The following is a 23,448-nucleotide window of genomic DNA, read 5'->3' on the forward strand; positions in this document are numbered from 1 at the left end:
AAAAGGGGCCAACCCCATGCAGTTGATCGAACATTCCGATTCCCCGCGCTACGTGCGCCTACACCCGGCTGATAACGTGGTGGTGGTGGTCAACGACCAGGGCGTGGCCGAAGGCAGCGTCTTCCCGGATGGCCTGACCACCGTCGAAGGCGTTCCGCAGAGCCACAAGGTCGCCCTGGTGAATATTCCCAAGGGGGGCGAGGTCCGCCGCTATGGCCAGGTCATTGGCTACGCGCTTGAAGACCTGTGCCAGGGCAGCTGGGTGAAGGAGACCCAGCTGGCGATGCCGTCCGCTCCACCCCTGGACAGCCTGCCGATGTCCGACGCGGTACCGGCGCCACTGCCGCCACTGGATGGCTATACCTTCGAAGGCTATCGCAACGCCGATGGCACCGTGGGTACGCGCAACATCCTGGGGATCACCACCACTGTGCAGTGCGTGACCGGCGTGCTCGATCACGCGGTCAAGCGTATCCGCGAAGAACTGCTGCCGCGCTACCCCCATGTGGATGATGTGGTGGCCCTGACCCACAGCTATGGCTGTGGCGTGGCGATCAACGCCCGGGATGCCTACATTCCCATCCGGACGGTGCGTAACCTGGCCCGCAACCCCAACCTGGGGGGCGAGGCCCTGGTGATCAGCCTGGGCTGCGAAAAACTCCAGGCCGGGCAGGTCATGCACGAGGACGACCCTTCGGTGGACCTGAGCGAGCCCTGGCTTTATCGCCTGCAGGATGCCAGCCATGGGTTCGTGGAGATGGTCGAGCAGATCATGGCCCTGGCCGAAACGCGGCTTGAAAAGCTCAACCAGCGCCGCCGCGAAACAGTCCCGGCGTCGGAACTGATCCTGGGCATGCAATGCGGCGGCAGTGACGCCTTCTCCGGCATCACCGCCAACCCGGCCTTGGGCTTCGCTTCCGACCTGCTGATCCGCGCTGGCGCCACTGTGATGTTCTCCGAAGTGACCGAAGTACGTGATGCCATTTATATGCTGACGTCGCGTGCCCAGGATCAGGAGGTGGCGCAGGCGCTGGTCCGCGAGATGGACTGGTACGACCATTACCTTGAGCGCGGCGCGGCGGACCGTAGCGCCAACACCACGCCGGGGAACAAGAAGGGCGGGCTGTCCAACATCGTGGAAAAGTCCCTGGGTTCGATCGTCAAGTCCGGCAGCTCGGCCATCAATGGCGTGGTCGGCCCCGGCGAGCGGGTAACGGGCAAAGGCTTGATCTACTGCGCCACGCCGGCCAGTGATTTCGTATGCGGTACGCTGCAGCTGGCTGCGGGCATGAACCTGCACGTGTTCACCACTGGCCGTGGCACCCCCTACGGTCTGGCCATGGCGCCGGTGGTCAAGGTCAGCACTCGCACCGAACTGGCGCAGCGTTGGCCGGACCTGATCGACGTGGACGCCGGTGTGGTAGCCACGGGCCGTGCGACCATCGAGGAGCTTGGCTGGGAGCTGTTCCACTACTACCTGGACGTCGCCAGTGGCCGCAAGCAGACCTGGGCCGAGCGTCACAGGTTGCATAACGACATCGTGCTGTTCAACCCAGCGCCTATCACCTGAGGCGCATGCTGCGCTCGGGAACTCTCGCGGTTCCCGGCGCTCGACTTGCGTTCGCTCAAGGCCATGGGCAAGGTAGGCGCTTTCCTGAACAAGGATCCAACGCCTGCCATGACCGCTCCATCCTCGCTTTCCACCGCCGCGGTGGGTGCTCCCCAGCGCCTGTCCACTCGCGTGGCTTTTTTCATCGCCGGTTTCGTCATGGCCGCCTGGGCGCCCATGGTGCCTCTGGCCAAGGCACGAGCGGGGCTCGACGACGGTACCCTGGGTCTGCTGCTGCTGGGTTTGGGGGGCGGTTCGATTCTGGCCATGCCCTTCGCTGGCTACCTGACCGCCCACCGTGGCTGCCGCTGGACCATAACGGTCGCCAGCGTGGCGCTTTGCCTGTTGTTGCCTACCCTTGCCCTGGCGCCCAATGCCGCCACCCTAGCCATTGCGCTGGCGCTCTTCGGTGCCTGCATGGGCACGCTTGATTGCGCCATGAACATACAGGCGGTGCTGGTAGAAAAAGCGGGTGAAGAAGCCGTCATGTCCGGCTTTCATGGCATGTACAGCCTGGGCGGGATCGTAGGCGCCGCGGGTATGACCGGGCTGCTGAGCCTTGGCCTGGCACCGCTGCCATCCACCCTGGTAGTGGCGGGCCTGGTCATGCTGGGGCTGTTCTATGCTGGCAAGGCCTTGCTGCCCTATGGTAGCGAACGGGATGGACCGCTGTTCGCGGTACCTCGGGGTATCGTGCTGTTCCTGGGCATTCTCTGCTTCATTGTGTTCCTGACCGAAGGTGCTGTGCTGGACTGGAGCGCCGTGTTCCTGGTGTCCGCTCGGCAGATGGAAGCCGCTTCGGCCGGACTCGGCTACGCTGCCTTCGCGGCCGCCATGACGCTCGGCCGGTTGACCGGCGACGCCTGGGTGAATCGCCTGGGCGGGGTTCGCGTGGTCATGTTCGGCGGTACCTGCGCAGCGGCCGGCATCGCCGTGACGTTGTTGCTGCCGGGCTGGCCAGCCGCGCTGGTGGGCTTTGCGCTGGTGGGTGCCGGCTGCTCGAACATCGTCCCGGTGCTGTTTTCCGCTGTCGGGCGACAGACACGGATGCCGCAGAGCTCGGCCATTCCGGCGATGGTTTCCCTTGGCTACGCAGGCATCCTGCTCGGCCCTGCCAGCATCGGCCTGTTGGCCCATCTGGCCAGCCTCTCCTGGGCGTTGGGTAGCCTTATCCTGCTGCTTCTGTTCGTCAGCGCGAGCGCGCGTTATCTGCGCGTGAACTGAAGTGGCTTTTGTTCAGGCCTGGCGGCCCGCTTCAAGGGCACGCCACTGGCGCGGGCTGAGGTTATGCCAGCGGCGAAAAGCTCGGGAGAAGGCGCTGGTTTCCGAATAGCCCAACAGGCCTGCCAGTTCCGTGACCGAGGTCACGCCCTCACGCAGTAGACGCTGCGCCAGCCGCTGGCGCACGCGTTCCACCAGTTGGGTGAAGCAACAACCCTGGTCGCGCAAGCGGCGCTGCAAGGTCCCGACACCCATATCCACAGCCAGTGCCACCGCTTCCAGGCTGGGCTCGCCTTCCGGCAGCCGCTCAATGATAGCGCGCTCGACCATAGGCATCAGTCTTCCATCGCTGGCCGCCCCGCCGAGTTGCCGAATGGCATCCTTGATGAGCATCAACAGTACGGGATCGCTTCCCGGCATTGGCAGGTCGGCGATGTCTGCCTTGGGGATCAAGAGCCAATTGCAAGCGCGGTCGAAGTGAACGGGCGCACCGAATACCTGCCGATGCCTTTCAACGTCTCCGCGCCTACTGTGCTCGAAGCCCACCTCCCGCGGATGCCAGCCTGGCCCAAGGGCGTGGCGAACCAGGTTCAGCGCCATGCCCATGGTCAGTTCGGCGTCCTGGCGCCGTTCGACGATCGACCCATGGCGAACCTGATAGTCGAACCGATAGCACTCGCCCTCATCCACCAGCTCGATCAGGGTACTGTGCTGGTGATAGGGAAAGGCTTCAGCAAAGTTGATCAGGGCGGTTTCCAAGGTCGGGGAGCACAGGCCCACATAGCCAAGCAGGCCCAGCGCCTGGGGCATGAACTGCTCGCCGTAGCGCAGCCCGAAGGTGTCGCAACCGGTCTGCCGGGCGGCGACTTCGAGTACCCGGCAGTAGTTGGGCAGCGCCAGGCTCAAGGTCGGGTGGGCAAGTTGTTCGGGGTCGATGCCTGCATGGCCGAACACCCGGTCAAGGTCGCCGCCTTGCTCGATGATAAATCTGTCCAGGCCGCTGGCGGCCGCGGACAGCACACCAAGATGTGGACGCGCCGCGTTTCCGGGCGAGGCAAAGCTGGCAGTGGTGGGCGTCACGGACGGTTACCTTGGCAAGCTGGAGTATTGTTGTTTAGCAAAAGGCGTTCCCGCTTGCGAACGAGGCTGGTGTTCACCTTGCCGGACCTTCAACGTCAAGGGTGAACCAGGCCGGTGCAGGTATCGAGCAAGCCGCGCAAAAGCAGGGCAGCCTTGACGATTTGACCTTAGGCCGCCTGGCGCCAGGCGCTGCGGTCAAGTTTTACTGCCAGGGCACGTCTATGCTCCCTGAAACCCCGGATACCTTATCGGGTTAACTACTGGAGCGTGATCGATGAGCGCTAACACCCTTAAACCTACACTTGGCACGATCCACCTCTGGGGTATTGCGGTAGGGCTGGTCATATCCGGCGAGTATTTCGGCTGGAGCTACGGCTGGGGCACGGCAGGTACCTTGGGCTTTCTGGTCACTACCTTGATGGTGGCCGTCATGTACACCTGTTTCATCTTCAGTTTCACCGAACTCACTACCGCCATTCCCAACGCAGGCGGCCCCTTTGCCTACAGCCTGCGCGCTTTCGGTGTTACTGGCGGTACCATCGCCGGCCTGGCGACCCTGATCGAATTCGTTTTCGCTCCGCCAGCCATCGCCATGGCCATCGGTGCCTACCTCAACGTCCAGTTCCCGGGGCTGGACCCCAAGTGGGCAGCGGTAGGGGCCTATCTGGTATTCATGACCCTGAACATCCTGGGCGTGAGCATCGCCGCCACCTTCGAACTGGTGGTCACGGTGCTGGCGGTGGCCGAGCTGTTGGTGTTCATGGGCGTCGTAGCCCCAGGCTTCAGCTTCGCCAATTTTGCCCTGGGCGGCTGGGCAGGCGAGGACACTTTCAGCACGGGTGCCCTGGCTGGCATATTCGCTGCCATTCCCTTCGCCATCTGGTTCTTCCTGGCCATCGAGGGCGCGGCCATGGCCGCCGAAGAGGCCAAGGATCCCAGGCGCACCATTCCCAGAGCCTACATCGCCGGCATCCTTACGCTGGTCGTCCTGGCCATCGGCGTAATGATCTTCGCTGGCGGAGTAGGGGACTGGCGAGCGCTGTCCAATATCAACGACCCCTTGCCCCAGGCCATGAAGGCAGTAGTAGGCAGTGATTCCAACTGGATGCACATGCTGGTATGGATTGGCCTGTTCGGGCTGGTCGCCAGCTTCCACGGCATCATCCTGGGGTACTCGCGGCAGTTCTTTGCCCTGGCCCGGGCCGGTTTCCTGCCGCCGGCCCTGGCCAAGCTCTCTCGGTTCCAGACGCCGCACCGGGCAATCATCGCTGGCGGCCTGATCGGTATCGCGGCCATTTTCAGCGACGGCCTAATCAATATCCAGGGCATGAGCCTGACTGCCGCCATGATCACCATGTCCGTATTCGGCGCTATCGTGATGTATATCGTGAGCATGCTCAGCCTGTTCAAGCTGCGCCGCAGCGAGCCTGGTCTGGAGCGCAGTTTCCGCGCCCCTGGCTATCCGGTGGTACCGGCCATCGCCTTGACCCTGGCAATAGTCTGTCTGCTGGCGATGATCTGGTTCAATCTTCAGGTCGGCGCGCTTTTCGTCGGGTTGATGGCTTTGGGTGCCATCTTTTCCAAGGTGGTGCGCGGGCGTGCGCCAGGCTTGACTGTGGTCGCCAACGGGAGTTGAAGCATGGCTCGATACCGTCAGACACTGGGGCAACTGCAATGGGAGTTCGACAGTTTGCGGACGTTGTTGGCCAAAGCCAGCCCGGCCCGCTCCGGAGATATGCTGGCGGGCATCGCGGCGCAAAGCGATGCCGAGCGGGCAGCGGCGCAGATGGCCCTGGCCGAGGTGCCTTTACGGCGGTTTCTCGATGAAGCGGTGATTCCTTACGAAACCGACGAAGTAACCCGGCTGATCATTGATACCCATGATGCGGATGCTTTTGCACCCGTGGCGCACCTGACCGTAGGAGGGTTTCGCGACTGGCTTCTCAGCGAGGCGGCGAGCGGGCCGGTGCTGACGGCGCTGGCACCGGGGCTGACGCCGGAAATGGTAGCGGCGGTATCCAAGCTGATGCGCGTCCAGGACCTTATCCTGGTCGCCCGCAAGGTGAGAGTGGTGACGGCCTTCCGCGGCACCCTGGGCCTGCCTGGGCGGCTGTCCACGCGACTGCAGCCCAATCATCCTACGGATGACCCGGCGGGCATTGCCGCGAGCCTGCTCGATGGCCTGCTCTACGGCAACGGCGATGCCATGTTCGGCATCAATCCGGCCGGTGACAGCCTGCCGGCGATCATCGAGCTGCTGAAAATGCTCGATGGCGTGATCCAGCGCTACGAAATACCCACCCAGGCCTGTGTGCTAACCCACGTTACCTCTTCGATCGCTGCCATCGAGCGAGGCGCGCCCGTGGATCTGGTATTTCAGTCGATCGCCGGCACCGAAGCGGCCAATGCGGGGTTCGGGGTCAGCCTGAGCGTTCTGCAGGAGGGCTATGACGCCGGCCTGAGCCTGAAGCGAGGCACCTTGGGGGAGAACCTCATGTACTTCGAAACCGGGCAGGGCAGCGCGCTTTCGGCCAACGCTCACCACGGTGTGGACCAGCAGACCTGCGAGGCTCGAGCCTATGCCGTCGCCCGGCGCTATCACCCCTTCCTTGTGAATACCGTGGTCGGCTTCATTGGGCCGGAATATCTCTACAACGGCAAACAGATCATCCGCGCCGGGTTGGAAGACCATTTTTGCGGCAAGCTGCTGGGCGTGCCGATGGGCTGCGATATTTGCTATACCAACCATGCCGAGGCCGACCAGGACGACATGGACACCCTGTTGACCCTGCTCGGTACGGCAGGGGTGAACTTCATCATGGGTATTCCAGGTTCTGACGACGTGATGCTCAACTACCAGACCACTTCCTTCCATGACGCCCTTTATGCACGAAAGGTGCTCGGGTTGCGGCCCGCCCCGGAGTTCGAGGGCTGGCTGGCGCGCATGGGTATCCTGAATCAAGAAGGCTCGCAATTGCGCCTGGGCAGCCAGCTGCCCGACGCCTTCGCGAGGGCGCTGGCACAGCTATGAATGTCCCGGACTACGCTGACGAACCGCAAGCACGGCCCGCGTCGGGCAAGCCGCAGCAACCCGCCCAGGCTGACCCGTGGCAGGCCCTGCGTGCGCTGACGCCGGCACGGATCGCCCTGGGCCGCGCTGGCACCAGCCTGCCGACCCAGGCGCAGCTGGCATTCCAGTTCGCCCACGCCCAAGCCCGAGACGCCGTTCATTTGCCCCTGGACGTCGACGGCTTGAAGGCAGCGCTCGGAGAAACGCAGGCGCCTATTCTGACGCTGCACAGCGCGGCTGCTGATCGGCTGGTGTATTTGCAACGGCCCGACCTGGGACGACGGTTGGCCGAGGACAGCCTTGCGAGCCTGAAGGGTACTGGTGCAATCCAGGGCAGAGGCTTCGACCTGGCCATCGTGATTGCCGATGGGCTTTCGTCGCTGGCGGTTCAGCGTCACGCCGCGCCCATGGTCGATCGCATCCAGGCGCTGGCCAGGGAGGAAGGATGGACAGTCGCCCCCCTGGTGATCGTCGAGCAAGGCCGGGTAGCGGTGGCTGACGAAGTGGCCCAGGGGTTGAATGCTCGAATGGTGGTAAACCTGATTGGCGAGCGCCCGGGGTTGAGTTCACCGGACAGTCTAGGGCTGTATTTTACCTATGCGCCTCGGGTGGGCCTCACCGACGCGTCCCGCAACTGCATCTCCAACGTGCGACCCGATGGGTTGAGCTATGCCACGGCCGCGCACAAGCTTGCCTATCTCATGCGTGAAGCTTGCAAGCGAGGCCTGTCGGGCGTTCAGCTCAAGGATGAAGCCCAGCTGCCCCTGCTCGCCCTGGACCAGACGCAGCCGAGCCCGGGGAATTTCCTGCTTGGGCCGGGCCGGCCGGAGAAGTCTACAGGGGCTTGAACACCAGTACGTCCCGCCCTTCCATCGGATCATGCAGCCAGTGGCCGGCTACCCCGAAGGTACCCGCTAGGCACTCCTCGGTAAGCACCTGTCGAGGAGGCCCCAGCGCCACCAGGCGGCCGCGATCGAGTACCGCGAGGCGATCGCAATACAGGGCGTGGTTGAGATCGTGCAGGGCCAACAGGAGGGTGACCGGCAATCTGCCTATCAGCTTGAGCAACGACAGTTGCTGGGCGATGTCCAGGTGATTGCTCGGCTCATCGAGCAGCAGCACCCGTGGTTGCTGGGCCAGGGCCCTGGCCAGTTGCACCCGCTGGCGTTCGCCGCCAGAGAGGCTATGCCACCAGCGTCGTGCGAAGCCAGCCATGCCTACCTGCGCCAGGGCCTGCGCCACGACCTGGTCGTCCTCGGTGCCCCAGGGACGAATGGAAGACAGCCAAGGGGTACGCCCCAGGGCCACCGCGTCGCAGACGCGAATGCGCTCGGTGGCCTGGCTATGTTGCTGAACCAGTGCCATGGCCTGGGCAACCTGCCGCCGGGTGAGCTCACCCATCGGCCGGCCGCCCAGCCAGACCGCGCCCGCGCTAGGGGCCACCAGCCCGGCCAGCAGGCGCAGCAGGCTGGATTTGCCCGAACCGTTCGGCCCGACAATGCCCAGTTTCTCACCGGGGTGTACATCGAGCGTGACGCTGTCGAGCAGCGTGGCCCCGTGACGGCGCCAGGTCAATCTCTCGCAGCGCAAGGGAAGCGGGCTCAGGGCTAGCGGAGACAAGGCTGCGTTCACCGGCCTCGCTCCCCCAGCATCAGAAGCAGCGCGAACACCGGGGCGCCTACCAGGGCAGTGATCACACCCACCGGTAGCACCTGGCCCTTGACCAGGGTGCGCGAGAACAGGTCGGCGGCGATCAGGAAGAGCGCGCCACACAGTGCCGACAGGGGCACCAGCCGGCGGTGTCCGCTGCCTACCCACAAGCGCAACGCATGGGGAATGACCAGGCCAACGAAGCCGATGGCGCCCACCTGTGAGACCAGTACGGCGGTGACCAGCCCGGCGGTGCCGATCAGCACGATCTGTGAACGTCGCACTGCGATACCCATGGAGGCCGCGGCCTCGCTGCCGAAGATGAAGGCATCGAGGGTACGTCGTTCCGACCAGCTTACGGCCAGGCCGAGGGCCACCACTGGCAAGGTGAGCCAGACGGCGCCCCAGCGTACCCCGCTGAGGTTGCCCAGCAGCCAGAAGAGGATGCCGCGGGCCTGCTCGGCGTTGGCGGACTTGGCGATGAGCAGGGCGGTCAGGGCATTGAAGAGTTGCGAGCCGGCCACGCCGGCGAGGATGATAAGCCCGGCACTGCTGCGCAGGCGCGACGCCCTGACCAGCAGGGCGACCAGGGCAAATGCCAGCAGGGCGCCGCTGAAGGCGCCCAGGGGCAGGGAAAGCAGTCCGCCGCCGAGGCCGACGATGGCCACGAGCACAGCGCCGGTGGATGCCCCGGCGGAAATACCCAGCAGGTAAGGCTCGGCCAGCGGGTTGCGCAACAGCGCCTGGAGTATCACCCCGCACAGGGCCAGGCCCGCGCCACAGGCGGCGGCCACCAGGCTGCGTGGCAGCCGGTAGTTCCAGACGATGCCCTGGTCGATCGGGTCCAGCGGGTACTGGGCGCCGAGGGCATTGGCCACGGCCTTGAACACCACCGGCACTGCCAGGGAAGTTTCCCCCAGACTGATGGCGCCCAACAAGGCGATCAGCAGCAGGCCGCCGCCGATGCCCAGCGGTAGCAGATAGCTTAGCCCTGAGCGCCAGCGGATCATGGCGTCAATGCCTGGGTAGCCCTGGCCAGTTCTTCGATGCCGTTGAACAGCCGGTTTCCGGCGTGCAAGGCTTCGGCGTCGAGGATAACGATGCGGTCATGCTTGACCGCGTCCATGTTGCGGGTAACCGGGTCGGTGCGCAGGAAGCGAAGTTTTTCCTGGTAGTCATCCCCAGGGAAGCGACGGCGATCCATCCGGGCGATCACGATCATGCTGGGGTTGGCCTTGGCCAGGGTCTCCCAGCCGACGGTAGGCCACTCCTCGGTGGATGTCACTACGTTGCGCAGCCCCACGCTGGCCAAGAGGAAGTCGGCCACCCCTTGGCGGCCGGCCACGTAGGGATCGCTGGCCAGGTTGGCGCTGGAGAACCACACGACTGCGGAAAGATCCTTGGCCTGGTTGCCCGGCGCTTGGGCGGTGGCGGCGGCCAGGCGGCTTCGGTAGCCCTCGACCAGGGCGCTGCCGCGCTCCGGCACCCCGAAGATACGCGCCAGCTGAACGACGCTTTCATAGACGCTCTCGACGCGGAAGGGGCGAAGCCGGGTCCCATCAGCCCCGACCAGGTTGTCCTTGCCTTCGCAGTCGGAAGGCAGGATGTAGGTCGGCACGCCCAGGTCGTGAAACTGCTCGCGCGTACCCACTACCCCCTGAGGGCCCACCATCCATTCGAACTGGGCGATCACCAGCCCCGGGCGCTTGCCGATGACGGTCTCGAAGCCGGGCTCGTTGTTGGCCAGGCGCGGCACCTTGGCGTTCTGCTCGGCGTAGCGAGGGTCTACCGCGTTGAACCACAGGGAAGTGCCTGCCAGACGATCGCCCAGGCCCAGCGCATAGAGCATTTCGGTCGCGGCCTGGCCGATGGTCACCGCTCGCGCGGGTGCCTCCTGGAAACTGAGGGCCTGGCCGCAGTTGTCCAGGGCGACGGCGGTTTCCGGAGCGTCGGCGAAGGCGTTGCCGGCGAGGCAGACAAGAGCCACGCCAAGAAAGCGGAACGGGAGCATGGAGCATCCTTGATGTCGATGGAAGAGCACCCGGCGTGGAGGAGAAGCAGTCACGGCCTCCGTGCGCCGCCGACGCGGTGCTGGCCAGCTCCGACCATGAGGCGGCTCTGTCTTGATGGGTGCTGCATGATTTCACTCGGAAACCGGCGGACGGCATACTAAACCAATGCATCGTCGGGTACCACGCCAGGCTGTTACCAGCCTTTAGCCGTGTACGGCACGATACAAGGCCTTGATCAGGTCTGACTGGGTAATGATGCCTACCAGATGCTGTTCCTGGTCGATGATGGGAATATGGCGATGGCCGTTTTCCGAAAACACGGGCACCAGGTCTATCAGCAGCCGGTCCTGGCTGGCGACCCGGACGGTGCGCGTCATGATCCGCCCCACGCCCTGGGTCTGGGAAGGGCGAGGCCGTAGCAGGGAGCGCAGCCGCCAGGCCATGCCTTCGTGGACGTCCAGGTCGATCTGGCGCATGAAGTCGGCCACAGTCACGATTCCCAGCAGGTGGCGGCGGCCGTCGACCACTGGCAACGCCTTGATCCGATGCTTGCGCATCAAGGCCCAGGCTTCTTTCAAAGGCATTTCCACTCGCGCGGCGAGCGGGTCCCGGGTCATCACATCCGCGCAGCGTACCTCGCCCATGGTGCGCTGGTAGGCCAGCGCTTCCACTTGCTCGAGCAGAGCTTCGAGGTCGTCCCGGCTGATGTCCAGCACTTGGTTGTGGCGCGACAGTACCGCGTCCAGGTCGCTGCGTTGCAGGCGCGTGGTCGCCGCGGCTGGCGCGGCCCGTTGCAGGTGTGGCCACGGTCGGCCGGTAAGGTTGTTGTAGAGCAGCCCGGCGGCCACCAACAGCAATGAATCGAGCAGCACCGGGGTGACGGCGAAGGAAAAGTGCTCGCAGCCCATGAGCACCATCAACAGCGCTGAAGCGCCGCCGGGCGGATGCAGGCAACGCAAGGCCAGCATCACCGCGATGGCCAGGCCCACCGCCAGGCCCGCCGCCAGGGAAGCGTCCGGCACCCATTTGGCGCAGGCGATACCCGTGAGGGCTGAAAGGGTATTGCCGCCTACCACTGACCAAGGCTGGGCCAGCGGGCTGGACGGCACCCCGAACACCAGTACCGCGCTGGCCCCCAGTGGGGCGACCAGGGCCAGGGCGAGGGCCTGGTGATCGTGGGCAAGGAAACCGCCGACCCAGCCCGCTGCCAGCAAGGCGACCGACAGAATGCCGACTGCGGCGCCCATGCTGGCACGCCAGCGCTCACGCAGGTTGATCGGCTGGGGTTGTGGCCAAAGCGCGCGTACGAATACACCAAGGCGGGTATGCCTGGGCTCGTTCGGGTCAGGGGTAGGAACGGACATCTTCTAGCAGTGAGCCTGTAGTGGCGCCCAGTAAGCGGGCAAATGAAGTTTGAGCGCGAGCCCAGCACCCTTCAGGGCGTGAGCATCCTGGAAAAAATAGCGAAGCTGCCGGCGTCGGCCCGCCAAGCCACCTGGGCCAGCTTCGCTGTTTGTCGCCACCGTCGAATCAGATCGGCAGGGGCGGCGTGCGCGGTGGTATCTGGCGACGCTGGCCGGTGGCCTCGAACGCTGCGGCCAAGCGCAGCAAGGCATTGTCGTCGTAGGCGCGACCGGCGAACGTCAGCCCTACCGGCATGCCAATGTCCGCCATTACCCCCATGGGTACAGTGACGGTGGGCACGCCAAGATGGCGTATCGCCAGGTTGCCGTTGGCCACCCAGACACCGTTGCTCCAGGCAATATCCGCCGAGGCAGGGTTTACGTCCGCATCCGCGGGCGCTACATCGGCCACGGTGGGGAATATCACAGCGTCCAGGCCGCGCTCGGTCATCCAGTCTTCCAGGTCCAGCCGCCGGGTACGCTCCAGCCCGCGCAAGCCATCCGGCAGGGTCGGCAACTGGTCCCAGGGCGTGATGCCGCGCCTGGCCATGTTTACGTACTCGTCCATGCCGGCGGCCAGGTCACCCTCGCGGTTGGGCAAAGTGCCGGGTTCGTGTGGGAAGATCCTCGGGCCGTCCACGTCCGCCAGGCGGTTCAGCCGGGGGTCGCCATTGGCCTGAAGGAAATCGTCGAAGGCCCAGGCGGTCAGGTCCCATAACTCGTGATGGAGGAACTCCCTGGACACCAGCCCCCGATTGTAGACAGTGGGGGCGCCGGGGCGGTCGCCTTCGCAGTTCGATACCAGCGGGAAGTCCACCTCGATGACCTCGGCGCCCGCAGCTTCCAACGCTTGACGCGCCTGTTGCCAGAGCGCGATGACCGAAGCGCGGGTCTGGATGCGTTGCCCGGTAGGGCCGCCGATACCCGGCTGCTCACTGGTGCCTGCCTCGGGGTCGGCATTGATATACATGCGCGGCACCCCCAGACGCTTGCCGGCCAGGCTGCTGGCAGGCGCGGCCAGCGCCAGGTAGGACGCCGGGCGCACCGAGGCTACCGGGGGAATCGGGACCCAGGGCTGCAGGCGCCAGAGGTCACCCCGAGGATCCGGGTCCGGCGCGACTATCACGTCCAGCACCTCCAGCAAGTCAGCCATGGTGCGAGCGAAGGGCACTACCACGTCCATGGTAGGCGTCAGCGGCCAGTTACCGCGCACCGAGATCACCCCGCGCGATGGGGTATAGGCGCACAGCCCATTGTTGGAGGCCGGGCCCCGTCCACTGGACCAGGTTTCCTCGGCAAGCCCGAAAGCGCTGAAACTGGCCGCGGTGGCGGTACCTGCGCCATTGGATGAGCCAGAGGCGAACGGGGCGGTCAGGTAGGCCGCGTTATAGGGGCTCTCGGCGCGGCCATAGACCCCGCGCTGCATGCCGCCGTTGGCCATGGGCGGCATGTTGGTCTTGCCCAGGCAGATGGCGCCGGCGGCCCGCAAGCGCTCGATGGTGAAGGCGTCGCGCTGGGCGACCAGTTCAGCGAAAGCCGGGCTGCCCGAAGCGGCCGTCAGGCCTTTGACCAGGTAGCTGTCCTTGGCCGTGTAGGGGATTCCATCCAGCGGGCCCAGGGTTTCGCCTCGCGCGCGACGAGCGTCTGACGCGGCGGCTTCCTCCAATGCGGCGGGGTTGCGCACGACCATGGCGTTGAGCGCGGTAGCGGTGTCAAGGCGGTCGAAGGCATCGATCCGGGCCAGGTAGGCATGAACGAGGTCGACCGCGGTAAGCGTGCCGGCTTCGAGCGCGGCGCGCAGCTCGGCGATGGAGACTTCCGTAACTTGGAACATGGGGCACCGGTTGAGACGATCAGGTGAGAGCATTCTGGCCGTCACCTGACAAGACTGCAATCCTTGCCCAGGCTATTGCGCCTGAGCATTTCGGGCGTGGCGGTAATCGGCCACCGCCTCGTACACAGCCTTGCGCAACCGGTTGATCCCACCCAGTGGACGGTGGGCTTCCAGGCCATGCCAAGGGCTGAAGCGCATGTCGTCGCAAGCCAGGTTCTGTTCAGGGGTGTCGAAATCCTGGGGCGCAACTCGCAGATGCGCCACGGTACGATATGGCGAATCGCTCTCTTTCCAGGTCACGCTGGTGTCTTCAAGCGGCATGTAGCGGGCAGGGTCCTGCAGTTGGACCTGCAAGGCGAAGCAGGCTGGCTGGCGGTCCGCCGAAAGCTGCTGGAACAGCGCGTCGCGCAGAAAATTGGGCTGGTCCCTGTTCATCTTCGGCAAGCTGTACGCCGGGCAGGCGGAGGGCTCGGGCACCACACGAAACTTGGCATTTTCAGGGCCGAAGCGGTAAGGCGACACGGAGTAATAGGTGGCGTCCACAGGGCTATCCGGCGCCTTGCTCAAGGTGGCGAAGGCAATGAGCAGGTGGCGTATCTGCCAGGTACGCGGGTCCCAACTGGGGAAGAAGGCCAGGGCCCGCTTGCCTTCGGCTTGGGCGGCGACATTCTGCCGGTATTCCGCCACGTCGCTGACGAAGAAATTGGGATGGTTGAACATGACAAAGTCCTGCTCACGACGAGCCTGCTGGCTGTCGAGCAATTGCGTGCCGGGAACGTCCAGCAGTTTGATCGCCATGCCGCGAGCGTCGGAAAGCTTGTCGAATTGCGGGTAAGCGTTGCCGTTGGACAAACGCACCCAGGCTGCCCATGTCTTGCCAGGTTCGCTGAATACGCCCTGGCGCCACTGGGCGGGCAGGTCGCTGGCCACTTCTACCTGAGCGCGCACGCAGCCATGGGCCTTGGCGTGGGCGTCGCGCAGGTAACGAGTATCGGTGCGGAAACGGTCGACGATACGGATGGCGGTCTGGATCACGTCCTGAGTCATGGCGGCCTCGCCTTCGGGTATCTCTTCCACCGCCGCGACCGGGCCCGAAAAGCGCCAGGCGTACCAGAGGCTGGCGCCGCCCCAGCCAAGCAACCCCAGAATCGCCAATCCGATGACCAGCCGCGCCAGCCATCGACCGAGAATCAGCCAGGCGGCCGCCCATCGACCGCGGCCAGGGCCGCGCTTGCGTGAAATGAATAGGGTACGTTCAGTCATGGCAGGCGAGACTCCAGTGGTGTGCCTAGCACCTTGAGGTATTCGAGCAGGGCCCAGCGCTCCTGGGGTTGCAACAGGCGGCCGATCACGCCGCTGCCCTGGGGACCATCGCGGAACTCATGGCCGCCGTTGCGGTTACCGGGGATGCGGGTATCGAAGCGGAAGCCACCCGTGAAAGCACCGGTCTGATAGCCCAGGTGACGAGGATCGTATTCGAAGGTACCTCGATAAAAGGTCACGGCCCGCTCGTCCTGCGGGGATAGCAACTGATAGAGGTTGGGTACCGAGCCGTTATGCAGGAAGGGTGGCGTTGCCCAGACGCCGGCCAGCGGGCGGGCCTTGTAGGCGGCCTCTTCGCGTACGCCTATCGGCAAATCGAAGCCGTTCATGTGCCCCTGTTGTTCGGCGGGTATACCGGCGTCCGCATAGGCACGCTGCTCCACGAAAGCTGTGACCCAGGCCAGGCCCATGGCCACCGAGACGCTATGCAGGTCGATCTTCTCGGGTTTGGGATGGACGTCCAGGGCGCGCAGCTCTTCGGGTGTCCAGGCCAGCGCGGATAAGTCGAAGCGATGGTTGGCAATGTTGTCCGCTGCAGTCGGGTCGGTGCCGATCTGCGCCGTGGGCCACAGGGTCAGCTTCAGTTCCAGCCGTCCATTGGCTTCACGGCCACGGGGCTCGTGGCAATGGGCGCAGTTTTGCGTGAAGAGCGCGCGGCCCTGCGCTGCCAGGGGCAGGTCCACAGGGCCGAAGACATCCTCGGGCCAGGCCGGAGGGCGTAACCGCTGCAGGGTTTCCTCGATCAGGTGCAGGTCCTTCACCCGGACGCTCGACGGATAGCGATCCAGCCCCATGCGAGGCTGGCCGTCCGCGTCGAAGTAGGACAGCGTGGCGCCCACGCCCAGTGATTCGCCGATATTGCGCGCCATCGGCTGCTGGGCCGAGCCGTTCCACTGGACCCAGTCGAATTTCCAGATGTCCCACAGTTGCGGGTAATCAACGGGGGCGTTGCCGGCTCGATAGTTGTCCGGCGTGATGGCGTCGCCGAAGGCCGCGTTGGCGATACGCCCGAAGGCGTCGGTACGGCCGGGTCCTTCCTCAACAGGATAGAGCCCGCGGTGGGTGTCGTTCCAGGCCGCGCGCACGAATGCGAACAGCGACTGCTTGAGGGCAGCCTGTAGCTCGTCCTTGCCCTTGGGATAGCTATTGCCTAGCACCTTGCGGGCGAAGCGGTCGAACTTCCAGGGCAGGTAGGTGGTGGCGGCAAGGCTGGCGACCAATGCCTGGCCGAAGCTGCCACCGCGCAGGGTCGGCACGCTCGAGGGCAGTACGTGTTGCGCGGTTCCGCCGTCGATGCGCACCGCTGTTCCCCCATAGCGCAGTTCCCCGGTATGGCAGGCGGCACAGGTGATGTCTAGGTAGCGTTGGCCATCATCGGGGTTCAAGTGCTGGGTGAAGCCCACCGGCAACCGGCCGGAATTGGCGTCGGCAGCCGGCTGTTCGAAAAGAAAGCCGAAGCGCCCCAGGTTGCTCTGCAACGCAAAGGGAGTCGCCGAGAAGGGCTGCTCCAGGGCGGTGAACCACTGATAGCGCAGGCCTTTGACCTGTGTGCCCTGGGGCGTGAAGTAATACAGCTGGCGGTCCGCTGGGCTCCATTGATCGAGGTAGCGCACCTGCGTGGGCGCCTGGTAGGTGGGGAGATTCGGCCAGGCTACGTAATACAGCAACACAGCCAGGGCGAGCAGGAGCGCAATGAGCAGGGCGAAGCTAAGGCGAGCGACACGACGCATTGGGGCCATCCATGGTGAAATCGGGCGCCTTTATGCCCTATCGCCCGCATGATGGCAAGTGGCTATTTCGTGCTGCCCCCGGCAGTGAAAGGCTGCGTTTGGCGGGGATGGGTGAGCCAGGTAACTTTTCCTACAAGCATTTAAGGCGCTGCTTTATGGAAAGCCCCGGCCCAGGGCCTATACCTTGGAAAACCCCTCTCAAAGGATGCCGAACGCTGGCATGGACATTCGCTATCGCAACACCCGTCGCGCGCCCCCCATTCGTTTCAGTTACCGCAGCCGCCAGGGCGCCATCAGCGAACATACGCTGCTGTACTGGCAGGAAAACAGCCTGGCTGTGCAGGGCCGCGAGCACACCGGTGCCTTCGCCAGCTTCCACAAGGCTTGCATGGTGCGGGTGCACGGAGGCGGCGAATGGTTGAACCAGGCGCAGGTGCCGCCGGCGCCTGATCCACTGGCGCGGCTCGCGGGTGGCTTCAGCCCCCGCATTTTCTTCTTCGGCTTTACCGCTGCGGAGCGTTTGCGACTGGAGCTGCTCGCAGCGGAAAAAGGCTTGCACGTACTGCCCAAGCTGCCGAAGGCACTCGAATTCTGTTGCTGCGGGATGCGGGTGCGCTGGCGGGAGCTACAGCAGGCCTTCGACCGTAACGCCTGGGTATTACACCCGCAGCAACTGATGATCGCATTGGAAACCGGGGTGCTGCCGGAACATCACCCTTGGCTGTTCTAGGCCTGGCGAAACTGGGGTGAACGCCAGCAGCCTGGAAGTCCGGCCGTCGAAGCGGTGTGCAACGGTCGGCGCACTCAGGGAACCCTCGGGGCTGTGGCGAGGGTCACGACAGCAGAGCCTGAGAGCGTGATGGGCGCTAGCTGGCCAGTAGCTCAAGCGTGCGAGGGTCTTGTTCGCCCGAGTAGAACCGGTCGAGCACTTTCTGAAGGAGTGGGTCGTTACTCGAAGCGCGCAAAAATAGGGTGATGCTGGAATGCAGCTTGAGCGCGTCCAGCTCGCCGAAGATCTCTGCCGGCGAGCGCGACTGTAGCTGTAGCAGCATCTGGCAGCATTGGCGCAGGCGCGGGCCGAGCTCCGGATGCGCCAGATAGACAACTGCCTCATCGACGCTGCTGATGGCGTAGTACCTGGCGGTCTCGCTGCGACCAAGCCCCTGCAGCTGAGGAAACACGAACCACATCCAGTGGCTGCGTTTCTGGCCGGCGCGCAGTTCCTCCACTACCCGGGCGTACGCTGGCGCCTGGGCATCCAGAAAACGCTGCAAGTCATAATGAGCGGTCATGGCGGCCTCGCTTGTTCGTCGATCAAGTAAAGGCTATCGCCAGGCCGGCAAGTTCCCCGCAGTGAACCGCCCACCACCCCGTTGGTCCGATCACCAGTCCTCGACGCGGGAACGGCACTCATGGGTGACATTCGCATTGGTATCTCAGGCTGGCGTTATGCGCCCTGGAGAGGGGATTTCTATCCCAAGGGGCTAGCGCAGGCCAATGAGCTGGCCTTTGCCTCGCGAGCGGTGCGGGCGATCGAGATCAATGGATCCTTCTACGCCCTGCAGGCACCGGACCGCTACGCGCAGTGGTACACCGCCACGCCGCAAGGTTTCATGTTCAGCGTCAAGGGGCCGCGCTATGTCACACACACCCGGCGCTTGAAGGACATCGAAGGCCCGTTGGCGAACTTCTACGCCTCAGGCATGTTTCAACTCAAGGAAAAGCTCGGGCCTTTCCTGTGGCAGTTCCCGGCCACGTTCCGCTTCGAGCCGAAGCTGTTCGAAGCTTTCCTGACCCTTTTGCCGCGCACCGGGGCTCAAGCTCGAGCCCTGGCCGAGCAGGGTGCCGAGCGCCTACGCAAACCAGGCTACCTGGACATACCCCAGCGGATTCGCCTGCGTCATGCCGTGGAGATTCGTCACGAAAGCTTTGCCACGCCAGCTTTCATCGATCTGCTACGCCGCCACGGCGTAGCGCTGGTGGTGGCGGACACGGCCGGCAAGTGGCCCTACGCGGAGGACCTGACCGCCGATTTCGTCTACATTCGCTTGCACGGAGACGCCAAGCTTTATGAAAGCGGATATAGCGGCGAAACCCTCGACCGTTGGCAAGCCCGCATTGCATGCTGGAGTCAAGGCCGGCAGGCGCCGAGCCCCATCACGATCAGCCCGGCACAAGGGCGCAGGCGCAAGAGCCGGGATGTCTTTTGCTTTTTCGACAACGACCTGAAGGTGCACGCGCCCTATGACGCGCGAGCGTTGCTGGAGCGGCTTGGCCTGAGCGACGCGCTGCAGGTACAGCCCGGCAGGCTGCCAGGCCAGGTGCCATGGTAGGCGACTGGCCTGGTCGCGAGCGCGTTACGGCAGTGGATTGCCGCCGGTCACGCCAAAGGTCTCGCCGGTGATATAGCTCGACTCCTGCGAAGCCAGGAAAACGTAGAGGGGCGCACATTCGGCCGGCTGGCCTGGACGCTTGTAAGGTGTCTGCTCACCGAAGTGCGGGATCTTCTCCTGCGGCTGGCCGCCGCTGGGCTGCAGAACCGTCCACACCGGCCCCGGCGCCACGGCATTCACCCGTACGCCCTGTTCGATGGCTTGCTTGGCCAGGGCTTTGGTGAAACCGACGATGCCCGCCTTGGTGGTGGCGTAATCGAGCAGGGTGGCCGATGGTTGATAAGATTGGATCGACGCTGTGTTGATGATGGCAGCGCCGGCAGGCAGTAGCGGCAGCGCCGCCTTGCAGATCCAGAACAGCGCGTAGAGGTTGGTCTTGAGGGTAGCGTCGAATTGCTCGGTGTCGATCTCGGCGATGTTCTTCCTGGCCGTCTGCTTGCCGGCCACGTTGACAACGATATCCAGCCCGCCCAGGGCCTGATGGGCTTTTTGCACCAGGCTCTGGCAAAAGCGTTCATCCTTGAGGTCGCCCGGGATGCCGACGATTTCACCACCTTCACCCTTGACCAGGTCGATGACGGCCTGGGCATCCGAGGCTTCCTCGGGGAGGTAGTTGATGACCAGGCTGGCGCCCTCCCTGGCGTAAGCGATGACGGTGGCGCGACCAATGCCAGAGTCGCCGCCGGTCACCAGCGCCTTGCGACCCTTCAGCCGACCGGCGCCTTCATAGGTGGCTTCGCCGTGGTCGGGCTCGGGCTTCATTTTCGAGTCAAGGCCAGGGGCTGGCTGAGGCTGTTCTTCGAACTCGGGGGTAGGGTATTGAGTGCGGGGGTCTTGCATCTGGTACTGATTGCCGGCTGCCATGATGGGCTCCTGTTCGATGAATGCTGAACGTGTCGAAGCCGGGCGCAACGTTCTGTTTCATTTGGCAGACGGCTTGTACGACGGGCGGACGCGCTGGTCGAAGGCTGCGGTATTGCCTCGCTGAAAGCTTTCCGCCTGGGCAATTCGTGGAACACTCGTAATCCATGTCTCCAATGCAGCCGCCCGGCAGGCAGCGCGCGGAGTAGAGGTCGTTGCCGCGATGCGCCTCGAAGTCTATAAATGATGGGTAAGCCTGGGAAATTGATGCGTTCCATTCCGCTTCTGCGCCTTCGCGACCCGGGCCACTGCCCAAGGAGGTCGCTTCATGAAAACCATAGGTTTAAGCCCGCTGGAAATCCGAGGCATCGTCGAGCAGGCCTTTTTACCGCTCGCTTGCACCTGCGAACACGCCGACGACGATGAATTCAACATCCGCATCGAAGACCTGCATAGCGGAAAACTGATGCTGGCAGCCGAAGGCATATCGCCCGACCGCTTCGCCAGCAGCCGCGAAATCTGCGCCCTGATCGCCGATCTGCGCACTCGCCTGGAACAACATCAGGCATTCCCTGCTTCTATCGTGGTCCGAACTCAGCATGTTCATTCGTCCCGTCGTCTCTGATTCTTCCGTATGCCCGCTTGGCTGGCGAAGGCCGTGCGGTCAATTTCGGACGCCAGGAGGTGCAGAACGCAAGGTCGCCTGGTACCACCGCAGGGACGAGCCTTAATATCCGCTCCCGAGCAGCAAGTGCTGACCTTGAGTGCTTTATTGGACAAGGCCTGCAACGCCTTGGTAGGTACCGCCAAACTGAAGATGGCTGAGCAAGCTGTTCGAACGAGGGGATGCGCCCCGCCAGGTTGACAGCTAGCAGGCCCGGGCCGCGGAAGTGTGTTTCGCGGCCCGGACCGGTACATCAAACCGGGAACAGTTCGCTCAGTTTCATGGCCAGCATCATGTCGCCCTCGGCGCGCAGCTTGCCTTGCATGAAGGCCTGCATGCCGTCGGTGTTACCGCTGACGATGCCTTCCAGGGTTTCGCTGTCCATCACCAGGGTAACGTTCGCATCGGGATTCTCGCCTTCCTGGATGTCGCAGGCGCCATCCTTGACGATCAGGTTGTAGTGCTTGTCTTCGTCGATGCGGAAACCGAAGACCAGATCCAGGCCCTGCGCGGCGGCGGGGTTGAACTTGGCTTTCATGCTTTCGATGGCTTTCGTTGCGTCGCTCATTGGGGTGTCCTGTCAGGAGTGCTGAGGATGGCGCTAGCGCCAGGTTATCAAGTCTGGTGCCTGGGCCAGTTGCAAATGGGCATGACCGTTGAAAGACACCAGGGTTACATCGCAGCCCTTGAAGCGCAGATGATTCAAGGAGCTGTTGTAGATCTGCCAGTTCAGCCGAAAGGCCTCGCTGGCAGCCAGGCCGGTATAGCGGTGGAGCAGGGCGGTGATCACGCCGCCCGAGGTGAAGACGGCAATGTTTTCCCCGGGCGCGGCGGCGCGCAGGAGGCTGGTAACGGCCTCGACGGTGCGCGCCAGGAACGCGCCCCAGGACTCGCTGCCACCTTGGACACCGCCTTCTAGCCATTGGGAGACCAGGCGCTCGAAAAGGCGCTGGAACTCGTGGGGGTGTTGCGCGGCATTGCGCATGACCTCCCCGGCTCCGGGTTCAGTATCCAGTAAACCGGGTAACAGCGCGCGAATCAGGCCCTGGGCGTCGAACTCATCGAACCTGGGGTCGGTTTCCAATCGGGGAGGGTGGGGAAGGCGGGCCAGGGCGTGCCGCGCGGTGTCCTGCTGGCGCCTGAGACTGCCACTGACACAGCGGTGGAGCCGTATGCCCACCTGGGCAAGGAAGTCACCCAGGAGTTCCGCCTGACGTTGACCCACGGTGGACAATACGTCGTAGTCAGCGGCGCCGAAGGAGGCCTGACCGTGCCGAATCAGATAAAGGTTTCCCAAGCTGAATGTCCCCCACGGTGACACTGCCGTGCAAAACGAGTGCTCGGCAGGTTAGGGGCGATCTCGGCAGGTGTCAACGTGATTTCATACGACCGTTTCAAAAGGGCGTTTCATTCCCTGCAGCGTCCCCTCTTGTAGCCCGCTATGCCCCGGCAACGCGCATCGGTATGCTGGTGAACGTTTTCCATCCGCTGCAGGAGTCATCGTGGAGTTTCTCTCCGAATACCTGGGCTTTCTCGCCCGAACCGCTACCCTTGTCATCGCCGTTCTCATTGTACTGGCCGGCATCGCCTCATTGCGCGCCAAGGGCAGGCGCAAGGGTGGTGGCCAGCTACAGGTCACCCGCTTGAACGATTTCTACAAGGGCCTACGCGAACGCCTGGAAAGCGCGCTATTCGACAAGGACGCGCTCAAACGCTTGCGCAAGGAGCAATCCCGAGAAGAGAAAGCCAAACGTAAAGCAAGAGCAAAGGCCAAGACGACTGAGACCAAGGGCCGGGTTTATGTTCTGGACTTCGATGGTGACATCAAGGCGTCCGCCAACGAGAGCCTGCGTCATGAGGTCACTGCCTTGCTGACCCTGGCCACGCCGCGCGATGAGGTGGTGCTGCGCCTTGAGAGTGGCGGCGGAATGGTCCACAGCTACGGCCTCGCCAGTTCGCAGTTGGCGCGTATCCGCCAGGCTGGCGTACCGCTGACCGTGTGTGTGGACAAGGTCGCCGCCAGTGGCGGCTACATGATGGCCTGTATTGGCGAAAAGATTCTCAGCGCCCCCTTCGCCGTGCTTGGTTCCATAGGGGTGGTCGCCCAATTGCCGAACCTGCATCGCCTGCTGCGCAACCATGACGTCGATGTGGAGCTGCATACCGCGGGGGAGTACAAGCGCACCCTGACCGTCTTCGGAGAGAACACCGAGAAGGGCCGTGAAAAATTCCAGGAAGACCTGGACGTCACCCATAAGCTGTTCAAGAACTTCGTCGTTCACTATCGGCCCCAGCTGAACATCGATGAGGTCGCTACCGGTGAAGTCTGGCTGGGCGTTTCTGCCCTGGAACGCAAGCTGGTGGATGAGATCAAGACCAGCGATGAATACCTGGCGGAACGAGCCCGGGCCGCGGATGTATTTCATCTGCACTACGCCGAGCGCAAAAGCCTGCCGGAGCGGGTAGGCCTGGCAGCGAGCGGTGCGCTGGAGCACGGCTTCGCCCGCGCCTGGAGCAAGCTCACGGCCGCACGGTTCTGGTAAGCGCTATCTACCGCCGGCGTCAGGCGGGGCATCCTAGCATAGGGCCTTCCACAAG

The 23,448-nt window shown here is 64.0% G+C and carries 20 protein-coding genes and 1 pseudogene; 9 read left to right on the forward strand and 12 right to left on the reverse strand.

The window, feature by feature from the left end; translation table 11 throughout:
- The first annotated feature begins 16 nt into the window (after positions 1-16).
- Both garD and BN1188_RS18740 read left to right on the forward strand, forming a co-directional pair.
- Positions 17-1,570, forward strand: a complete 1,554-nt coding sequence (gene garD / locus BN1188_RS18735; RefSeq protein WP_040263038.1) for a galactarate dehydratase — start codon at positions 17-19, stop codon at positions 1,568-1,570.
- 108 nt (positions 1,571-1,678) lie between these two features.
- On the forward strand, positions 1,679-2,833 hold the full coding sequence (locus BN1188_RS18740) for an MFS transporter (protein WP_040264263.1): 1,155 nt from the start codon (positions 1,679-1,681) through the stop codon (positions 2,831-2,833).
- A gap of 12 nt (positions 2,834-2,845) precedes the next feature.
- Here the strand turns inward: BN1188_RS18740 and qhpR are convergent, their stop codons facing one another.
- Positions 2,846-3,910 (reverse strand): AraC-like transcriptional regulator QhpR, encoded by a 1,065-nt coding sequence (gene qhpR, locus BN1188_RS18745; RefSeq protein WP_040263040.1) that lies wholly within the window; start codon positions 3,908-3,910, stop codon positions 2,846-2,848.
- 274 nt (positions 3,911-4,184) lie between these two features.
- Here qhpR and eat point away from each other — a divergent pair, with 274 nt between their 5' ends.
- The 3 genes from eat to eutC are packed head-to-tail and all read left to right on the forward strand — an operon-like array spanning position 4,185 to position 7,828.
- A complete protein-coding gene (eat, locus tag BN1188_RS18750; RefSeq protein ID WP_040263042.1) occupies positions 4,185-5,546 on the forward strand; it encodes an ethanolamine permease in 1,362 nt (453 codons plus the stop codon).
- A gap of 3 nt (positions 5,547-5,549) precedes the next feature.
- Positions 5,550-6,941, forward strand: a complete 1,392-nt coding sequence (locus BN1188_RS18755) for an ethanolamine ammonia-lyase subunit EutB (protein ID WP_040263044.1) — start codon at positions 5,550-5,552, stop codon at positions 6,939-6,941.
- Positions 6,938-7,828, forward strand: a complete 891-nt coding sequence (eutC, locus tag BN1188_RS18760) for an ethanolamine ammonia-lyase subunit EutC (RefSeq protein WP_052469370.1) — start codon at positions 6,938-6,940, stop codon at positions 7,826-7,828. The genes BN1188_RS18755 and eutC overlap by 4 nt, the downstream gene beginning before the upstream one ends.
- Here the strand turns inward: eutC and BN1188_RS18765 are convergent.
- The 7 genes and pseudogenes from BN1188_RS18765 to BN1188_RS18795 all read right to left on the reverse strand — a co-directional run.
- Positions 7,815-8,486, reverse strand: a pseudogene (locus BN1188_RS18765) (ABC transporter ATP-binding protein); the annotation flags it as partial. The gene eutC and the pseudogene BN1188_RS18765 overlap by 14 nt on opposite strands.
- Positions 8,487-8,608: 122 nt before the next feature.
- Entirely contained in the window at positions 8,609-9,640 is a 1,032-nt protein-coding gene (locus tag BN1188_RS18770) for a FecCD family ABC transporter permease (RefSeq protein WP_052469371.1), read from the reverse strand.
- Complete coding sequence (locus BN1188_RS18775; RefSeq protein WP_040263048.1) at positions 9,637-10,641, reverse strand: ABC transporter substrate-binding protein; 1,005 nt, start codon at positions 10,639-10,641, stop codon at positions 9,637-9,639. Before BN1188_RS18775 ends, BN1188_RS18770 begins: the two co-directional genes overlap by 4 nt.
- A gap of 204 nt (positions 10,642-10,845) precedes the next feature.
- Positions 10,846-12,006, reverse strand: a complete 1,161-nt coding sequence (locus tag BN1188_RS18780; protein WP_040263050.1) for an HPP family protein — start codon at positions 12,004-12,006, stop codon at positions 10,846-10,848.
- Between the two features lie 166 nt (positions 12,007-12,172).
- Positions 12,173-13,879, reverse strand: coding sequence for an amidase (locus BN1188_RS18785; RefSeq protein WP_040263052.1), 1,707 nt, complete (start codon positions 13,877-13,879; stop codon positions 12,173-12,175).
- A 72-nt stretch (positions 13,880-13,951) separates the two neighbouring features.
- Positions 13,952-15,142, reverse strand: coding sequence for a catalase family protein (locus BN1188_RS18790; RefSeq protein ID WP_148485272.1), 1,191 nt, complete (start codon positions 15,140-15,142; stop codon positions 13,952-13,954).
- Positions 15,139-16,932, reverse strand: a complete 1,794-nt coding sequence (locus BN1188_RS18795) for a di-heme-cytochrome C peroxidase (RefSeq protein WP_040263054.1) — start codon at positions 16,930-16,932, stop codon at positions 15,139-15,141. Before BN1188_RS18795 ends, BN1188_RS18790 begins: the two co-directional genes overlap by 4 nt.
- 220 nt (positions 16,933-17,152) lie before the next feature.
- Between BN1188_RS18795 and BN1188_RS18800 the strand changes: the two genes are divergently transcribed.
- Positions 17,153-17,662 carry a hypothetical protein gene (locus BN1188_RS18800; RefSeq protein WP_040263056.1) on the forward strand — a complete coding sequence of 170 codons (510 nt, stop codon included), beginning with the start codon at positions 17,153-17,155 and terminating at the stop codon, positions 17,660-17,662.
- A 136-nt stretch (positions 17,663-17,798) separates the two neighbouring features.
- Here BN1188_RS18800 and BN1188_RS18805 read toward each other — a convergent pair whose 3' ends face one another.
- Complete coding sequence (locus BN1188_RS18805; RefSeq protein ID WP_040263063.1) at positions 17,799-18,224, reverse strand: DUF1810 domain-containing protein; 426 nt, start codon at positions 18,222-18,224, stop codon at positions 17,799-17,801.
- A gap of 120 nt (positions 18,225-18,344) precedes the next feature.
- On the opposite strand from BN1188_RS18805, the gene BN1188_RS18810 reads away from it, so the two are divergent.
- Complete coding sequence (locus BN1188_RS18810) at positions 18,345-19,265, forward strand: DUF72 domain-containing protein (protein ID WP_040263065.1); 921 nt, start codon at positions 18,345-18,347, stop codon at positions 19,263-19,265.
- 24 nt (positions 19,266-19,289) lie between these two features.
- Here the strand turns inward: BN1188_RS18810 and BN1188_RS18815 are convergent, their stop codons facing one another.
- On the reverse strand, positions 19,290-20,189 hold the full coding sequence (locus BN1188_RS18815; protein WP_040263067.1) for an SDR family oxidoreductase: 900 nt from the start codon (positions 20,187-20,189) through the stop codon (positions 19,290-19,292).
- Between the two features lie 325 nt (positions 20,190-20,514).
- On the opposite strand from BN1188_RS18815, the gene BN1188_RS18820 reads away from it, so the two are divergent.
- On the forward strand, positions 20,515-20,811 hold the full coding sequence (locus BN1188_RS18820) for a DUF1652 domain-containing protein (protein WP_084596285.1): 297 nt from the start codon (positions 20,515-20,517) through the stop codon (positions 20,809-20,811).
- Between the two features lie 292 nt (positions 20,812-21,103).
- Here the strand turns inward: BN1188_RS18820 and BN1188_RS18825 are convergent, their stop codons facing one another.
- Both BN1188_RS18825 and BN1188_RS18830 read right to left on the reverse strand, forming a co-directional pair.
- A complete protein-coding gene (locus tag BN1188_RS18825; protein WP_040263069.1) occupies positions 21,104-21,418 on the reverse strand; it encodes an SCP2 sterol-binding domain-containing protein in 315 nt (104 codons plus the stop codon).
- Positions 21,419-21,451: 33 nt separating this feature from the next.
- Positions 21,452-22,147: a histidine phosphatase family protein gene (locus tag BN1188_RS18830; protein ID WP_040263071.1), complete on the reverse strand. Its 696-nt coding sequence runs from the start codon at positions 22,145-22,147 to the stop codon at positions 21,452-21,454.
- A gap of 205 nt (positions 22,148-22,352) precedes the next feature.
- On the opposite strand from BN1188_RS18830, the gene sohB reads away from it, so the two are divergent.
- On the forward strand, positions 22,353-23,393 hold the full coding sequence (gene sohB, locus BN1188_RS18835; RefSeq protein WP_040263072.1) for a protease SohB: 1,041 nt from the start codon (positions 22,353-22,355) through the stop codon (positions 23,391-23,393).
- Positions 23,394-23,448: the final 55 nt, after the last annotated feature.

The sequence above is a fragment of the Pseudomonas massiliensis genome (assembly GCF_000826105.1).
GTDB lineage: Bacteria > Pseudomonadota > Gammaproteobacteria > Pseudomonadales > Pseudomonadaceae > Aquipseudomonas > Aquipseudomonas massiliensis.

Coding starts and splice junctions, on each gene's coding strand:
- eutC (WP_052469370.1), top strand. CDS start 6,938: ATGAATGTCCCGGACTACGCTGACGAACCGCAAGCACGGCCCGCGTCG.
- BN1188_RS18790 (WP_148485272.1), bottom strand. CDS start 15,142: ATGACTGAACGTACCCTATTCATTTCACGCAAGCGCGGCCCTGGCCGC.
- BN1188_RS18785 (WP_040263052.1), bottom strand. CDS start 13,879: ATGTTCCAAGTTACGGAAGTCTCCATCGCCGAGCTGCGCGCCGCGCTC.
- BN1188_RS18825 (WP_040263069.1), bottom strand. CDS start 21,418: ATGAGCGACGCAACGAAAGCCATCGAAAGCATGAAAGCCAAGTTCAAC.
- BN1188_RS18815 (WP_040263067.1), bottom strand. CDS start 20,189: ATGGCAGCCGGCAATCAGTACCAGATGCAAGACCCCCGCACTCAATAC.
- BN1188_RS18810 (WP_040263065.1), top strand. CDS start 18,345: ATGGGTGACATTCGCATTGGTATCTCAGGCTGGCGTTATGCGCCCTGG.
- eat (WP_040263042.1), top strand. CDS start 4,185: ATGAGCGCTAACACCCTTAAACCTACACTTGGCACGATCCACCTCTGG.
- BN1188_RS18770 (WP_052469371.1), bottom strand. CDS start 9,640: ATGATCCGCTGGCGCTCAGGGCTAAGCTATCTGCTACCGCTGGGCATC.
- garD (WP_040263038.1), top strand. CDS start 17: ATGCAGTTGATCGAACATTCCGATTCCCCGCGCTACGTGCGCCTACAC.
- BN1188_RS18820 (WP_084596285.1), top strand. CDS start 20,515: ATGAAAACCATAGGTTTAAGCCCGCTGGAAATCCGAGGCATCGTCGAG.
- BN1188_RS18740 (WP_040264263.1), top strand. CDS start 1,679: ATGACCGCTCCATCCTCGCTTTCCACCGCCGCGGTGGGTGCTCCCCAG.
- BN1188_RS18780 (WP_040263050.1), bottom strand. CDS start 12,006: ATGTCCGTTCCTACCCCTGACCCGAACGAGCCCAGGCATACCCGCCTT.
- BN1188_RS18795 (WP_040263054.1), bottom strand. CDS start 16,932: ATGCGTCGTGTCGCTCGCCTTAGCTTCGCCCTGCTCATTGCGCTCCTG.
- BN1188_RS18805 (WP_040263063.1), bottom strand. CDS start 18,224: ATGACCGCTCATTATGACTTGCAGCGTTTTCTGGATGCCCAGGCGCCA.
- BN1188_RS18775 (WP_040263048.1), bottom strand. CDS start 10,641: ATGCTCCCGTTCCGCTTTCTTGGCGTGGCTCTTGTCTGCCTCGCCGGC.
- BN1188_RS18800 (WP_040263056.1), top strand. CDS start 17,153: ATGGACATTCGCTATCGCAACACCCGTCGCGCGCCCCCCATTCGTTTC.
- BN1188_RS18755 (WP_040263044.1), top strand. CDS start 5,550: ATGGCTCGATACCGTCAGACACTGGGGCAACTGCAATGGGAGTTCGAC.